The organism is Bellilinea sp., assembly GCF_053501535.1.
The window spans coordinates 16,040-29,839 of sequence record NZ_JBRCOK010000168.1 but is presented as its reverse complement, the minus strand read 5'-3'; the positions used below and the strand labels follow the sequence as shown (position 1 = coordinate 29,839).

Below are 13,800 nucleotides of genomic sequence, written 5' to 3'. Positions count from 1 at the left end.
GTGGGTTAATTCAAAATCTTGCCCGCCGCCGAAAGCGTGGTAAAATCTAGGCACATCGGAATAACGGATTTTTTGCGCCCGTAGTGAAGTGGATATCACATTACCCTCCGGAGGTAAGAGCCCGAGTTCGAGTCTCGGCGGGCGCACTAATTTTTAATCTATCCTTTGTTAACATTCTACTAATACTTGTCTGGTATAAATAATTTCGATATTCTGGACAATGCAGAGAACAAAAGTGTTAACATGGAGGACTAGACAATGGAACTGATGTTTGGAGGGTACGGTTTATACATCCTCTTCTCACTGCCAGCGCTCATATTGGGCTTTTGGGCTCAAATTAGAGTTCAAAGCGCTTTTAATAAATATTCCCGCGTAAGGACCTACGCTGGTTTGACCGGCGCCCAAATTGCCCGCCGAATGCTCGATTCGGTTGGCCTGGCCCATGTTCGAGTTGAGCCGTCACAAGGCTTTTTGAGTGATCACTACGACCCGCGTGTCAAAGTCTTACGTTTGAGCCCGCAAGTATATCAAAGCAACAGCGTTGCAGCAGCAGGTGTGGCTGCACACGAAGCAGGACATGCCATTCAGGATGCCAGTGGTTACGCCATGCTCCAGCTGCGCTCCGCATTGGTACCGGGTGTACAAATTGGCAGCTGGTTGGGCCCCATAATCTTTATTATCGGCTTTTTCCTCTCCCCGACAATTGGCACCTCTATTGCCTGGCTGGGAATCGGACTCTTTGCTCTGGCGGCGGTTTTTGCGCTGATTACGCTGCCGGTTGAGTTTGACGCCTCACGGCGCGCCAAAGCCTGGTTAGCCACTTCTGGGACAATTTACAACGAAGAGATCCGCGGGGTTAATAGCGTTCTCGATGCTGCAGCTCTGACCTATGTTGCGGCAGCTGTGCAAGCCATTTCCACCATTCTTTACTATGTCTTCTTGCTAACGGGACGCAATCGAGACTGATTCGCTCAAACTTTTTCCTTGACACCATAGCACATGGAACAGCACTCCCATGTGCTAATTTTTTTCCTGTGAAAATCCGCACAAAAAATGGATAGTTAATGTAAAATTAAACCAAGTTAAACTGAGTTCAATCTTGTTTACCAGCGAGGTCAAATGATCACCAGAACCGTTCCCGATATTGTTGTTGGGAGACTACCCCGCTATCTACAAGCCTTAGAGCATATGCATCGTGAAGGAATTAAAACCACCTCTTCTCAGGAGTTGGGTGAAGCAATTGGCATTTCGGCGGCCCAAATTCGCAAAGATCTCTCTCAATTTGGAGAATTTGGCAAACAAGGCACGGGATACTCGGTTGCCTATCTGGTTGAACAGTTGCAAATGATCTTAAGATTAAACAGAATATGGGATCTTGCCCTGGTGGGTATGGGAGATTTAGGCAATGCGCTTGCCCGCTATCAGGGCTTTGCGGAACACGGTTTTCGCATCACTGCTGCCTTTGATAACGACCCGGAAAAAATAGGTAAAAAAATTGCCGGCCTTGTCATTCAAGACAGCCGCGAAATGAAACGAATCATCCCTCAATTGGGAATAAAAATCGCTATGCTGACAGTCCCGGCCGCTGTTGCTCAAACAGTAGCAGAAGAACTGGTCAAGGCTGGCATTCGCGCCATTCTTAACTATGCCCCAATCAGCCTAAATTTACCCATCGGGATTCATGTGGAGAACATTGACCCGATTATTAAACTCCAGCACATGACCTATTATCTGGAATAACCGGAAAAAGGCCGCAGATCTAAAAATTGATTAAACTTCGCCGCAGCGTATCCCTCATTGCCAGCGCCCGACAAGCCCCTTCGGCAGTGCAGGTAAGCGGATTATCCACAAGGTATGCTGGAATACCCAATGACTTGGTTAAAAATTTATCCATCCCGCGCAGTAACGCACCCCCTCCGCACAACGCCACCCCGCGGTCAATGATATCAGAGATTAATTCGGGAGGCGTCTTTTCAAGAACCCGTTTGACCAATGCAACAATTTCATCCAGAGGTTCCTGTAAAGCATCTACAATATCATCCGTGGTCAGGTTAACGGGTCTGGGCAATCCGGTTACCTGATCCTGGCCCTGCACTTCCATGGTTAATTGTTGCTCTAATTGAATTGCGGCCCCAATTCGAATTTTGAGCAATTCGGCGGTGGTTTGACCGATAATTACCCCAAACTTTTTTCGCACATAATTGACAATGGCTTCATCCATGTACAATCCGCCGGTGCGGGAGGTTTCTGCGGTTACAATGTCATTCATCGCCAGGATGGCAACCTGATTTGTCCCGCCCCCAAGCGAAATGATCATATTACCCGATGGGGTATTGATAGGGAGATCAATTCCCAACGCAGCAGCCAGCGGCTGTTTGATGAGTAAAACTTCTCGGCTGCCGGAGCCAAGTCCGGCCTCATGGACTGCGCGGGTTTCAACGCTGGTAATCCCATAAGGCACAGTCAAAATGATGCGAGGGCGAAAGATCAGCATTGGCCCACAAATTTTCTTGACCAGATATTGTAATAAATTCTCAGTAATTTCAAACTCGGCAATCACGCCATGCCGCAAAGGTCGCACCACTTCGATACTATCGGACACACGCCCCATCATATCACGGGCAGCCTGACCCCACTCGACCATTTTTTGTTCTTGAACCACAATCGCAACCACGGTAGGCTCTTGCAGTAAAATCTGATTGCCTTCGGCGATTACGGTATTGAGCGTGCCCAAATCAATGCCCAATTCCCTTGAAAATGCAGGCATATCGCTCTTAATCCTTCCGTTCACAAAGATGAGATGCCCTCAAGTGGCACCTTCTTTTCATTATACCCTGAATGTCCTAACCGCCGCCTATTCGGGGCTGCCCACTACGATAACGTTGTGCAGCGCTGATCCGCAAAGTACTTCGGCGTAAGGCAGCTTGCGCTGCCAGGTATTCATCCGTATCCACATCACTGATTTTACTGAGCAATTCTTCCGCCCGACGACGGGCTTCTTCCGCGCGTGCCAGGTTGATTTCCATCACATTTTCGGCGGCATCAGCCAGAATGACAACCGCTTCCGGCAGGACTTCCGCCACCCCGCCGGCAACAGTAAAAAACTGCTCTTCACCCTTTTTGCGCACCGTAATAATGCCGTATTTCAAAATGGTCAGCAGAGGAGAGTGATTTGGAAGAATACCCATTACCCCTTCCACGCCCGGCAGAACAACGATATCCACATCGTCCTGATAGACTATTCGGTCTTGCGAAACAATTTCACAGCGAATCGGCATCTTTCAACTCACTTATGCCAGTTCTTTGGCTCGTTCACGGGCTTCATCAATCGTTCCAACCATGTAGAAGGCCTGCTCAGGCAAATCATCACAACTACCATCCAGAATTTCTCGAAAACCGCGCACCGTTTCTTTGAGGGGCACATAGCGGCCAGGACGTCCGGTGAATTTTTCAGCCACAAACATCGGTTGCGAGAAAAATCGTTCAATTTTCCGCGCACGGGAAACGATTAGTTTGTCATCTTCACTCAGTTCGTCAATACCCAAAATGGCAATGATATCCTGAAGGTCTTTGTATCGCTGCAGCACCCGCTGAACTTCACGGGCAGTGGTGTAATGCTCTTGACCTACAATGTTTGGGTCCAAAATACGTGAGGTGGATGCCAGTGGATCTACGGCCGGGAAAATGCCCTTCTCTACAATAGAACGTTCCAATGCAATGGTAGCATCCAGATGGGTAAAGGTTGCCACTGGCGCCGGATCGGAATAGTCATCTGCCGGTACATACACCGCCTGCATTGAGGTGATCGAGCCGTTGCGGGTTGAGGTAATCCGCTCTTGCAACTCGCCCATCTCGGTTGCCAGGGTCGGCTGGTAACCCACCGCCGAGGGCATACGACCCAAAAGAGCCGAAACCTCCGAGCCAGACATGGTAAACCGAAAGATGTTATCAATAAACAACAACACATCCCTGCCCTGATCACGGAAGTACTCTGCCATGGAAAGCGCCGTAAGAGCAACCCGCAGGCGTACACCTGCCGGTTCATTCATTTGCCCAAAGACCATCACGGTATCTTTCATGACGCCCGATTCCAGCATTTCGCGGTACAGTTGGGTTCCTTCCCGGGTTCGTTCACCCACACCAGCAAAAACCGAATTTCCCTGATGCACAGTGGCAATTGAGCGAATCAATTCCATAATGATGACGGTTTTGCCGGTGCCTGCTCCGCCGAAAATGCCCGTTTTACCACCTTTTGTAAATGGCGCAATCAGGTCAATCACCTTCAGCCCGGTTTCAAAGACCTCGACGCGCGTTGATTGTTCGGCAAAAGTCGGTGCAGGACGATGAAGGGGGTAATAAGTATCGGAAACAACCGGCCCAAGGTTGTCCACCGGTTTGCCAAGCACATTGAAGATGCGACCGAGCGTGGCTTCTCCAACCGGCACTTTAATGGGGGCGTAAGTTCGACGTGCCGGTAAATTTCGCACCAGCCCATCGGTTGAATCCATGGCAATACAGCGCACCCAGCTATCGGGTAATTGTTTTTCCACTTCTAAGATAAGGGGGTCTTTACCATCCCGCTCAACTTCAACGGCTTCATATAACTCAGGCAGGTCATCCGCCGGGAATTCAACATCCACTACACCACCCAGAATTTGAACCACTCGACCGGTTGCTTTTTCCATAATCTTTAATACTCCTCCATCTGTCTCTCAGAAATTGCTTACTTATCTTTCTGCGGTTGCCTGAGCCAGTGCTTCAGCGCCTCCAGTAATATCCAGAATATCATTTGTAATTGAAGCCTGCCGGGCTTTGTTGTATTCAATTTGCAAAACTCCAACCAACTCTTTTGCACTGTCGGTTGCATTGCGCATGGCAACCATGCGGGCTGCATGTTCACTTGCCTGCGCTGAAAGGATAGCCTGATATATCTGCAATGCGGTGAAGCGGGGGATAATTTCATCCAGTAATTCTTCGGCTCCCGGCTCGTAAGAAAATACCCGGCTGGAAGCGGTTGGTGAACTCATGTACTGGATGGTTGAATCCTCTTCTGGTTTTAATGGCAGTAAGCGGCGGATGACCGGTTCCTGTTTGAGCATGCTGATAAACTCGGTGTAGGCAATAAAAACTTCATCCACATTTCCACTCAGGTATTCATCCACCACCAGTTTTCCAATGGGCGCACACACATTGAACGAGGGATTGACCGGCAAACCGCTGAATTCAGCAATTACCGGCCTGCGCCGGCGAATCAGCATGTCTCGGCCTTTTCTACCAATCGTGACAAATACCGCTGGAACATCATGTTCGCGCATTGCAATCAGGGTATGGCGCACAATGTTGACATTGTAGGCCCCCGCCAAACCACGATCAGAGGTAACCAGCAACACCAAATCTTTCTTGGCTTCTTCTCTATCCGCCAGCAAGGGATGCAGGTTTTTTCTCCCCGGCTGCCGGGAAAGATGCACCAGCACTTCCCAGGCTTTTTTGGCATATGGCCGGGTCTGCTCATTGGCCTGAATCGCCTTTCTCACCTTGCTGGCGCTTACTGTTTCCAGCGCCCGTGTAACCTGAGCCAGATTTTTGATGCTGCGAATTCGCAGCCGCATTTCACGAATAGATGGCATTCGTCTTCCTCAACTCGCAGCCTTATTTATACCCACCCCGCGTTAAAACCCTGAATCGCTTCTCTTAACCGGGCTTCGGTTTCCGGAGTAATCAATTTCTTCTCCTGAATATCTTTCCCGATATCGGGATGAGAAGATTCCATGTAACGCAGGAAAGCATTTTCCCACGCCTTGACCCGATCCACCGGCACATGATCAACAAACCCGTTAACCCCTGCATACAAGGCCATCACCTGATTTTCCAATGACATGGGTTCGTATTGCGGCTGTTTAAGAATTTCCTGCAAACGCAAACCGCGGTTCAACTGTGCCTGGGTGGCTTTGTCGAGATCGGAGCCAAATTGTGCGAACGCCGCCAGATCTCGAAAAGCAGCCATGTCCAGACGCAACCGGCCGGCAACCTGTTTCATCGCTTTGGTTTGGGCATCACCACCCACGCGGGATACCGAAATACCCACATTAATGGCCGGTCGGATACCTGCATTAAACAGGTTGGATTCAAGATAAATCTGCCCATCCGTAATGGAAATAACGTTGGTGGGAATATAGGCAGAAACATCACCTAATAAGGTTTCAATAATTGGCAAAGCCGTTAATGAGCCGCCGGTTCCTTCCACCGGTAACACTTTATACTGATCGGCATCCGGCAGGGCTTTCAGGGCTTGTTCGGCATCGTGTTTAGCCAGCGGACCGCGATATTCTTTGCCATCCACCCCATCTTCCGCTTTGGCTTTTGACCCTTCAAAGGTTTTGGGCACAATCACATAATGGGTTGCAAGCCGTGCTGCCCGCTCTAAAAGACGGGAGTGCAGATAGAAAACATCACCAGGATATGCCTCGCGTCCCGGCGGCCGCCTCAGCAACAACGAAATCTGTCGGTATGCCCAGGCGTGCTTGGAAAGGTCATCATAAATTACCAGTGCATCACGCCCGCTTTCCATAAACTCTTCACCGATGGCACAGCCTGCATAAGGAGCAATGTATTGCATGGCTGCCGGCTCATCCGCTGCCGCCATGACCACAACAGTATGCGCCATGGCGCCGTAGCGTTCCAGTAATGCAATTGTGCGGGCAATTGCAGCCTTTTTTTGACCGATGGCAACGTAAATGCAAATCAGATTTTTGCCTTTTTGATTGATGATTGTATCAATTGCTATAGCCGTTTTACCGGTCTGGCGGTCGCCAATAATCAACTCCCGCTGCCCTCTCCCAATCGGGATCATGGCGTCAATCGCTTTGATACCGGTTTGCACCGGTGTATCCACATCCTGCCGTTCAACTACACCCGGTGCAATTCGTTCCAGAGGTCGGAATCGATTGAAAACAACTGGACCTTTGCCGTCAATGGGTTCGCCCAAAGCGTTGACTACCCGTCCAATTAATCCATCTCCAACCGGCACGGAGGCAATTCTGCCGGTAGACCGGACTTGCATCCCTTCGGAAACGGTCAGGTAATCCCCTAAAATGGTAACGCCAACCCTGTCCTTTTCAAGATTGAAAGCAATCCCCATCACGCCGTTTTCAAATTCTACCAGTTCCTGGGATTGCACCCCAGCCAGCCCTTCAACTTGCGCAATACCGTCTCCCGCTTCGATAACGGTTCCAACATTGCGGATCTCCAGATGTGGCTGATAGGATTGAATCTTTTCCTGAAGGTCGTTGGTTAATTGTTTGATCAGGTCGCTCATTGAGCCTCCGAAAGAAAATGAGGTTGGACGGGCAAAATTACTGCGAACGAAATACGTCTGTTTCCCAACTTAACGGGTTAAATCATACTAGAAAGAAAGACCTTTGTCCAGTTGCAGGCGTGGACAAATTTATCCTTTTTTACTTCGAAAGAAATTGAAGAGCAAGCCGCAATCGCTCTTCCACATCTTCAGAAGCATCCCGCGGCAGAGATTGAATTGCACTTTGGGCTTCAACGACGCTATAGCCCAACGCCGTCAGGGCTTCTAAAACTTGCAGGTCAACATCCATAAGGCTAATAGCCTGCTGTAGGGGACCTCCCTCACCCACTTTACCCTGTAAGTGCAATAAAATTTTTTGGGCTGTCCGTTTGCCAACCCCCGGCACACGCGCAAAAAGTTCGGCCTGTTCGTTGAATACTGCCTGACGAATATTTTCCACTGAAAGGGTGGAAAGGATGGATAACGCCATCCGCGGACCAACGCCATTCACGCCCAGTAGAAGGATGAAAAAGTCCCTCTCCATTTCGGTTTCAAAACCATAAAGCGACCATCCATCTTCGCGCACAACCAGATGGGTATGCAAAAAAACAGCATCCCCAACCCGCGTTTGCCGTGCGGTGGTAACCGGTACAAACGCTTTTACCCCAATGCTTCCAACTTGAATCACCAGACTGTCTCGGTCGCTTCTAACCACTTCGCCTTGCAGATGAACGATCATGAAATTGAATTGCCCTCCTGTCGTAGACGATTTTCCCGCCTCTTATTATAAATTTCATATACACACAACGCTGTTGCCACTGCCAGATTAAGAGAATCACTTTTACCCAGCATGGGAATTGCCACCATTTCATCGCAAATGGCAAAGTGCTTTTCCTGCAAGCCATGCCGCTCACTGCCCATCAGTAAAACCATGCGGATGGGATAATCGAAAAAGTGGTAGTCTATTTTGGCCTTATCTGAAGTGCCAATGACAGGGATGGAATGGATCTTCTTCCAATTAGCGAACTGTTGAAAACTGGCCCTGATCAACACCTGATTGAAAACCGCCCCCATACTGGCGCGGATACTTATCGGGTCATAGGGATCGGTACACTGGTCCAACAGGATCACCCCCCTTGCGCCGGCTGCATCGTTGCTCCTCAGAATTGTCCCCAAATTGCCCGGGTCTGCCACCGAATCCAGGGCTACCCAAATTTCCTCATCCTGAGGCACGATATCCTCCAATTCAGTCCACTTTTGATGAATCACGGCTGCGATTCCCTGGGGTCCATCTTTGGAAGAAAGAGAAATAAACACTTCTTCACTGACAGGTAACACTCTACCGCCAGAGGTTTGAAACTTTTCTATCAGTTGTTGACCAAAAAGGCTGTTTAATAATGTCGGACTGTAAATCAAGAGTTCGATGTGCCAGTTTGAATCCAGCGCTTCACCCACAATCCGCAAACCTTCAACAAAAAATAAACCACTTTGCTGCCGTTCCTTCCGCTCACGCAATTTTCGGATTTGTTTGATGGTTGGGTTGGATAGGCTGGTAATCATTTTTCCAAATTTTTATATCGCACACTATGCAGATGACAAATGGCAATTGCCAGTGCATCGGCTGCATCGTCAGGTGTTGGAATCACTTCCATATTCAGTATTGCCTTGACCATGTACTGAACCTGCTTTTTATCGGCAGATCCATAACCAGCAACTGCCTGTTTGACTTCCAGCGGAGTGTATTCACTCACTTCAATCTGATTTTCTGCCATCGTCAGCAAGGCCACACCTCTTGCCTGCCCAACTGCTATGGCAGTGGTCACATTTTTTTGAAAAAACAATTTCTCCACCGCCGCACTTTCCGGACGGTGGAGTTGAATTATTTTTTCCAGTTCCTGATGCAGCAATAATAGGCGCTGTGCCAGAACCAGGTTGGGTGGGGTGGTTACAACACCATAATCCACCAGTAAAATTCCGTTTCTTGTATCACGAACCACACCGTAGCCGGTGGTCGCAACCCCCGGATCAATACCCACCACCAACACGAGGGCTATTCCTCAGCCAGAGTAGCCATTGCCTCCTCAGAAATGCGCAGATTGTGATACACATTCTGCACATCATCCAGATCTTCAAGGCTTTCAACCGCCCGCAAGACCTGCAAGGTTTCCTCCGTTCCAAGCTCCATTTCTGAGGTCGGAATCATCCGTAAACCTGCGTCTTCCGGTTGATAACCGGCCTGACGCAAAGCATCCGAAAGGGTTTTGAACGATTCTACCGGGCCAATAATCTCAATGGTGCCGTCATCGTAATTGACATCTTCAGCGCCAGCAACAACGGCAACATCAAACAATTTTTCCATGACAGATTCATCGCCAGGAACTGCAAAATATGCTGCGCGTTTGAATTGCCAGGCAACCGAACCTGCCTCTCCCAAACTGCCGCCTGCGCGAGTCAACACATGGCGTATCTCAGCAACGGTGCGATTGCGGTTTTCAGTGACGCATTCGATCATTAAGGCTACACCGTGTGGAGCATAACCTTCATAGAAGACCTCTTCAAATGCAGCGCCGTCTTTGGATTCTCCCGTGCCTCGCTTAATGGCACGTTCAATATTCTCTTTTGGCATATTTTGACTGCGTGCTTTTTCAACCGCTAGCCGGAGACGGAAATTGGTTGCCGGGTCTCCTCCACCTTCCCGTGCCGCAAGGACAATTTCCCGCGTCAGGCGGGTGAACAATTGCCCGCGCTTGGCGTCCATAGCACCTTTCTTGCGTTTAATGGTTGCCCACTTGGAATGACCAGACATATTGTGTTCTCCTTCAAAACCTGAACAAGTGCCAGACTGTCAAAATTTTCTAAATTATACCATGCCGCTGTCCCCAACATCGTGATTTTTCCAAAATAGGCTGTCAGGACCTCATAACTTACAGAAAGTTTACAACCCCGCATTTGATATTGATTTATCACCGTTATAATACTAAATTATTACTGAAACAATACAAAATCCAAAAAATGACCACAGATGATCATGGTGAAATTACAACATTTTTTTCTGATGCTGCCCATTTTCCTTAATACCATCATGGTTCCCCTTGAACAGACAATCCCCCTCACGGGATTACCTGTATATCTGGATGGACGCCCGCCCTTTATTGTTCAATTAACTCAAGATCCGCTGGAATTATTTATTGAGCAGGTTGCCAAACCTCAACAAAGCTCTTCGCCGGTTGGCCTTTTTCATCCTGTGCTATTGCAGGCAGAAATCATTCAGCAGCCAAAAAACGCTCCTGGTTTTGTCAGCACCGATCCACAGAAATTGACCCAATTCAGTCTTGCGGGTCAATACGGGGTAACGGCGCTGCTGGCTCATAACTACCTGATGGGACAGACTTTTTTCAAATTTCAGGAAGGTGATATTCTCACCATTGTGTATGGCGATAAAACCTTTCAGGAATATCAGATTGAGGAAATCCGCCGCTATCAGGCATTAACCCCTAACAGCCCTTATTCAAAATTCGTCAACCTTGCAGACCCGGACAAAAAAGTAATCACTGCAACCGACTTGTTCTACGAGATTTACACCCAAAAAGATACACTTGTCCTGCAGACCTGTATTGAAAAAGAGGGTGAGCTTTCATGGGGGCGCATCTTCATCATTGCCAGGCCGATTGAAGCCATGACAACTTATCCAATTCAATAAGCAGCAGGTTCTTCAGAGATGGTAAGTGGTTCGCCCACCGGTTGAGCAACGACGATCAACCGGTGGGTATTCGTCCATGCCGGCCAACAGGTAACCAGCGTAATCCGTTCATCCTCAGAAGGCAGAATCCACCGCGCATTTTCCAGCCGTGTCTGAACGTCCACATTGCGCTCAGGCAGAATCATCACATTGACTACCTGATAGCGATAACCAACCATACCCCCAATCAAAACAATTTCATCGCCGGGTTGGAGCTTGTGCAAATTTTCAAAGACTTTGCCATCCACGTTATGATGTCCAACCAGCACTGTGTTACCTGCCTGCCCTAAAACTGCCGAACCGGTATACCAACCTGCGGCAAACTTGTTGGGCGCCTGCCATTGTTCGTACACCTCCCCACCAATTCGGGTTTGTTTGGCTTTGGTCGGAACAACGGGTGCGTCTAACTGAATAGATGGAATGATCAGACGGGTTGGGATGACCGCCGGTCGGGTAGCCTGGGGAGTAATCGTAAAAACCGGGATGGGAGTGGGTGAATTTGGCTCGTTTCCGCTGCTTGAGCCGGGAGTAATTTCCGGCAAGGCAGGCAAAGTGGGCAGGGGTGGTAAACCCTCTTGTGCATATTCACTTTCCAGATTCAAAGGCACAGAAAGTGGAATAAACCCCGTCTCACCCTGATTTTGTTCCCAATCTTCAAAACTGGCAAATTGTACACCCACCAGTTCAGCAACAGACAGTACCGAACCGGTAATCCCGACCAAAACGAACAAAATACCAATAAGAACTAATGGTTTTGATTTTCGGTTAATCACTCGCTACAAACTTTGCTATGGTTCAGTATTCGTATTGTTACTCTCAGGATTATTCCTCACCCGTGTTGAGTTTATAACCCAAGCGGTCAATGTTGATGATGCGCTCCGCAAAGGCAGGATCAACTTCTTCAAATTTCTGGCGAAGCAGGTATACCAGATACTTAATACGCTGCCGCGCCTGCGGAAAGTCCCTTCCCCAAACCCCTTGTGCAATTTTTTGGTAATGCACAATCTCCGGTGCGTGTTTGGCAAGCATCAGCAGCACACCAAATTCCTTACCGGTCAATTGAATCCGCGTATTGCGGAGGCGCACTTCGCGGGTTTGTGTATCAATTGCCAGCCCAATCTGCGGAAAGACATAGCGGTTACCTTCGCGGTTGGATTTTGAGCGACGTAAAACGGCATTGACCCGTGCCACCACTTCTGCCTTGTAAAAAGGTTTGGTCATGTAGTCATCCACACCTTTTTGCAAGCAGGTAACCACATTATCTTTATTGGTCAATGCAGTCACCACAATGATGGGAGTGTTGCTAATTTCACGCAGCCGATCTACCGTTTCCCACCCATCCATCTCGGGCATCATCAAGTCTAGTACGATCAAATCGGGAAAACTGAGACTGACTTTGTTGAGCGCTTCTTTCCCATTCGAAGCGCTGAGCACATCGAAGCCAGCATGGCGAAGAATTTGCTTGAGCAAAAAGGCCGTATCCTGGTCATCCTCCACAACCAGAACCCGCGGACGCTCACTGGCATAAAATTCATCCAGATCCGCTCCAACTTCTTCCCGGGGTGTTTCCATCGCTTTTTCCTCCTTGGCTGTTTTTCAAATACAAAAACCGGCGCCAGGCCGGTTTCGCTATTGGCTCCCTGAATGCCTGCTCCGTTTGCGCAACGGGCAAAGCGACCAATTTCAGCATTCAGATCAACGCCGCCTCTTCTAAAGAGTATGGTGTTTTTTAATGAGACTTAATTGCTCAAAATATAGAAGTTAACTTCATTATAGTAAAAAAAATCGGTTTGTCAATACTAACCATCATTAAACTATAAAAAACCGCCTCTTTTCACGAGTTCGCCTCACTGATTACCGGATTAATCAACTCTCCGATTCCTTCAATGGTAATTTGAACCTTATCGCCCGCTTCCAGCTTGCCAACGCCGGCGGGCGTCCCCGTTAAAATCAAGTCACCCGGCTCCAGCGTCATGACCGAGGAGATGAAGGCTATCAACTGCGGAATGGAAAAAACCATATCTCGGGTCGAAGCCATTTGCCGAACATCGCCATTCACCCGACAGGTAATTAATAAATCATAAGGATCAATCTGCGTTTCCACCCACGGACCAACGGGACAGAATGTATCAAAACCCTTGCCGCGTGTCCACTGGCCATCCTTACGTTGCAGATCGCGAGCAGTCACATCATTTGCAACGGTATAACCAAAAACAAAACGACCGGCTTGATCAGCCGTTATCCAACGTCCCTTTTTTCCGATGACAACCCCCAATTCAGCCTCATGTTCAACCTGCTTGGATTGCGGTGGTAGAACAATAGCCTGCCGATGCCCAATCAGACTGGAGGGAGGCTTGAGGAAAATTAAGGGGATTTCTGGAACCTCAACCCCATGCTCACGGGCGTGATCTACATAATTTCTGCCAATACAAATAATTTTGGTTGGCTGGACGGGTGTTAATAAGGTTACTGACTCGAGCGGCATTTCTGCCGGCAGGCGGCGGTAATCCCCAAAGATATTCCCGTCTATTGGCCCGATTCGATCCTCAAAGATCCACCCCCAGCGGGGTTCTTCCCGATCAACCTGAAAACGCACAAATCTCATACCACCCTCACCATGGGATTATTTTCACCGAGTTTAACACAGAACAAAGAAACAAGGTATAATATTGCCACCTTTTGCAAGGGGCGGATAGCTCAGTAGGTTAGAGCACATCCCTTACAAGGATGGGGTCGCAGGTTCGAGTCCTGTTCCGCCCACAAATCC

The 13,800-nt window shown here is 48.8% G+C and carries 15 protein-coding genes and 2 tRNA genes; 5 read left to right on the top strand and 12 right to left on the bottom strand.

Annotated features, from left to right (window positions below; all coding sequences use genetic code 11):
- Window positions 1-74 precede the first annotated feature (74 nt).
- From ACWIZX_RS15165 to ACWIZX_RS15155, 3 genes are all read left to right on the top strand, one after another.
- Window positions 75-146 (top strand) — tRNA-Arg (locus ACWIZX_RS15165).
- Window positions 147-267: 121 nt separating this feature from the next.
- Window positions 268-966: a zinc metallopeptidase gene (locus ACWIZX_RS15160; protein ID WP_416181046.1), complete on the top strand. Its 699-nt coding sequence runs from the start codon at window positions 268-270 to the stop codon at window positions 964-966.
- A 153-nt stretch (window positions 967-1,119) separates the two neighbouring features.
- Window positions 1,120-1,740, top strand: a complete 621-nt coding sequence (locus tag ACWIZX_RS15155; RefSeq protein WP_448336385.1) for a redox-sensing transcriptional repressor Rex — start codon at window positions 1,120-1,122, stop codon at window positions 1,738-1,740.
- A 19-nt stretch (window positions 1,741-1,759) separates the two neighbouring features.
- On the opposite strand, the gene mreB is transcribed toward ACWIZX_RS15155, so the two are convergent.
- The 9 genes from mreB to ACWIZX_RS15110 all read right to left on the bottom strand — a co-directional run bounded on the left by mreB (window position 1,760) and on the right by ACWIZX_RS15110 (window position 10,100).
- Window positions 1,760-2,767, bottom strand: coding sequence for a rod shape-determining protein MreB (mreB, locus tag ACWIZX_RS15150; protein WP_448336384.1), 1,008 nt, complete (start codon window positions 2,765-2,767; stop codon window positions 1,760-1,762).
- Window positions 2,768-2,843: 76 nt separating this feature from the next.
- Window positions 2,844-3,278: an ATP synthase F1 subunit epsilon gene (gene atpC / locus ACWIZX_RS15145; RefSeq protein ID WP_322793783.1), complete on the bottom strand. Its 435-nt coding sequence runs from the start codon at window positions 3,276-3,278 to the stop codon at window positions 2,844-2,846.
- Window positions 3,279-3,290: 12 nt separating this feature from the next.
- A complete protein-coding gene (atpD, locus tag ACWIZX_RS15140; RefSeq protein ID WP_448336383.1) occupies window positions 3,291-4,685 on the bottom strand; it encodes a F0F1 ATP synthase subunit beta in 1,395 nt (464 codons plus the stop codon).
- A 42-nt stretch (window positions 4,686-4,727) separates the two neighbouring features.
- On the bottom strand, window positions 4,728-5,627 hold the full coding sequence (atpG, locus tag ACWIZX_RS15135) for an ATP synthase F1 subunit gamma (protein WP_322793781.1): 900 nt from the start codon (window positions 5,625-5,627) through the stop codon (window positions 4,728-4,730).
- 26 nt (window positions 5,628-5,653) lie between these two features.
- Entirely contained in the window at window positions 5,654-7,315 is a 1,662-nt protein-coding gene (gene atpA, locus ACWIZX_RS15130; RefSeq protein WP_448336382.1) for a F0F1 ATP synthase subunit alpha, read from the bottom strand.
- A gap of 139 nt (window positions 7,316-7,454) precedes the next feature.
- Window positions 7,455-8,033 (bottom strand): Holliday junction branch migration protein RuvA, encoded by a 579-nt coding sequence (ruvA, locus tag ACWIZX_RS15125; RefSeq protein WP_322793779.1) that lies wholly within the window; start codon window positions 8,031-8,033, stop codon window positions 7,455-7,457.
- Window positions 8,030-8,854, bottom strand: a complete 825-nt coding sequence (locus ACWIZX_RS15120) for a TrmH family RNA methyltransferase (protein WP_448336381.1) — start codon at window positions 8,852-8,854, stop codon at window positions 8,030-8,032. The genes ruvA and ACWIZX_RS15120 overlap by 4 nt, the downstream gene beginning before the upstream one ends.
- The gene (gene ruvC, locus ACWIZX_RS15115) at window positions 8,851-9,339 is read right to left on the bottom strand and encodes a crossover junction endodeoxyribonuclease RuvC (RefSeq protein WP_322793777.1); all 489 of its coding nucleotides are present in this window, start codon (window positions 9,337-9,339) and stop codon (window positions 8,851-8,853) included. Before ruvC ends, ACWIZX_RS15120 begins: the two co-directional genes overlap by 4 nt.
- 5 nt (window positions 9,340-9,344) lie before the next feature.
- The gene (locus ACWIZX_RS15110; protein ID WP_322793776.1) at window positions 9,345-10,100 is read right to left on the bottom strand and encodes a YebC/PmpR family DNA-binding transcriptional regulator; all 756 of its coding nucleotides are present in this window, start codon (window positions 10,098-10,100) and stop codon (window positions 9,345-9,347) included.
- A 222-nt stretch (window positions 10,101-10,322) separates the two neighbouring features.
- On the opposite strand from ACWIZX_RS15110, the gene ACWIZX_RS15105 reads away from it, so the two are divergent.
- On the top strand, window positions 10,323-10,994 hold the full coding sequence (locus ACWIZX_RS15105) for a hypothetical protein (RefSeq protein WP_448336380.1): 672 nt from the start codon (window positions 10,323-10,325) through the stop codon (window positions 10,992-10,994).
- Here ACWIZX_RS15105 and ACWIZX_RS15100 read toward each other — a convergent pair.
- The 3 genes from ACWIZX_RS15100 to ACWIZX_RS15090 form a co-directional block, all read right to left on the bottom strand.
- On the bottom strand, window positions 10,988-11,806 hold the full coding sequence (locus ACWIZX_RS15100) for a sortase (RefSeq protein ID WP_448336379.1): 819 nt from the start codon (window positions 11,804-11,806) through the stop codon (window positions 10,988-10,990). The genes ACWIZX_RS15105 and ACWIZX_RS15100 overlap by 7 nt on opposite strands.
- A gap of 49 nt (window positions 11,807-11,855) precedes the next feature.
- Entirely contained in the window at window positions 11,856-12,605 is a 750-nt protein-coding gene (locus ACWIZX_RS15095) for a response regulator transcription factor (RefSeq protein WP_322794489.1), read from the bottom strand.
- Between the two features lie 262 nt (window positions 12,606-12,867).
- Window positions 12,868-13,638 carry a fumarylacetoacetate hydrolase family protein gene (locus tag ACWIZX_RS15090; protein WP_448336378.1) on the bottom strand — a complete coding sequence of 257 codons (771 nt, stop codon included), beginning with the start codon at window positions 13,636-13,638 and terminating at the stop codon, window positions 12,868-12,870.
- Window positions 13,639-13,719: 81 nt separating this feature from the next.
- Here ACWIZX_RS15090 and ACWIZX_RS15085 point away from each other — a divergent pair.
- Window positions 13,720-13,793, top strand: a tRNA-Val gene (locus ACWIZX_RS15085).
- The last annotated feature ends 7 nt before the right edge of the window (window positions 13,794-13,800 follow it).

What these genes read in the sequence shown, in the direction of transcription:
- ACWIZX_RS15160 (WP_416181046.1), top strand. Translation starts at nt 268, where the DNA reads ATGTTTGGAGGGTACGGTTTATACATCCTCTTCTCACTGCCAGCGCTC.
- ACWIZX_RS15155 (WP_448336385.1), top strand. Translation starts at nt 1,120, where the DNA reads ATGATCACCAGAACCGTTCCCGATATTGTTGTTGGGAGACTACCCCGC.
- mreB (WP_448336384.1), bottom strand. Translation starts at nt 2,767, where the DNA reads ATGCCTGCATTTTCAAGGGAATTGGGCATTGATTTGGGCACGCTCAAT.
- atpC (WP_322793783.1), bottom strand. Translation starts at nt 3,278, where the DNA reads ATGCCGATTCGCTGTGAAATTGTTTCGCAAGACCGAATAGTCTATCAG.
- atpD (WP_448336383.1), bottom strand. Translation starts at nt 4,685, where the DNA reads ATGGAAAAAGCAACCGGTCGAGTGGTTCAAATTCTGGGTGGTGTAGTG.
- atpG (WP_322793781.1), bottom strand. Translation starts at nt 5,627, where the DNA reads ATGCCATCTATTCGTGAAATGCGGCTGCGAATTCGCAGCATCAAAAAT.
- atpA (WP_448336382.1), bottom strand. Translation starts at nt 7,315, where the DNA reads ATGAGCGACCTGATCAAACAATTAACCAACGACCTTCAGGAAAAGATT.
- ruvA (WP_322793779.1), bottom strand. Translation starts at nt 8,033, where the DNA reads ATGATCGTTCATCTGCAAGGCGAAGTGGTTAGAAGCGACCGAGACAGT.
- ACWIZX_RS15120 (WP_448336381.1), bottom strand. Translation starts at nt 8,854, where the DNA reads ATGATTACCAGCCTATCCAACCCAACCATCAAACAAATCCGAAAATTG.
- ACWIZX_RS15110 (WP_322793776.1), bottom strand. Translation starts at nt 10,100, where the DNA reads ATGTCTGGTCATTCCAAGTGGGCAACCATTAAACGCAAGAAAGGTGCT.
- ACWIZX_RS15105 (WP_448336380.1), top strand. Translation starts at nt 10,323, where the DNA reads ATGGTGAAATTACAACATTTTTTTCTGATGCTGCCCATTTTCCTTAAT.
- ACWIZX_RS15095 (WP_322794489.1), bottom strand. Translation starts at nt 12,605, where the DNA reads ATGGAAACACCCCGGGAAGAAGTTGGAGCGGATCTGGATGAATTTTAT.
- ACWIZX_RS15090 (WP_448336378.1), bottom strand. Translation starts at nt 13,638, where the DNA reads ATGAGATTTGTGCGTTTTCAGGTTGATCGGGAAGAACCCCGCTGGGGG.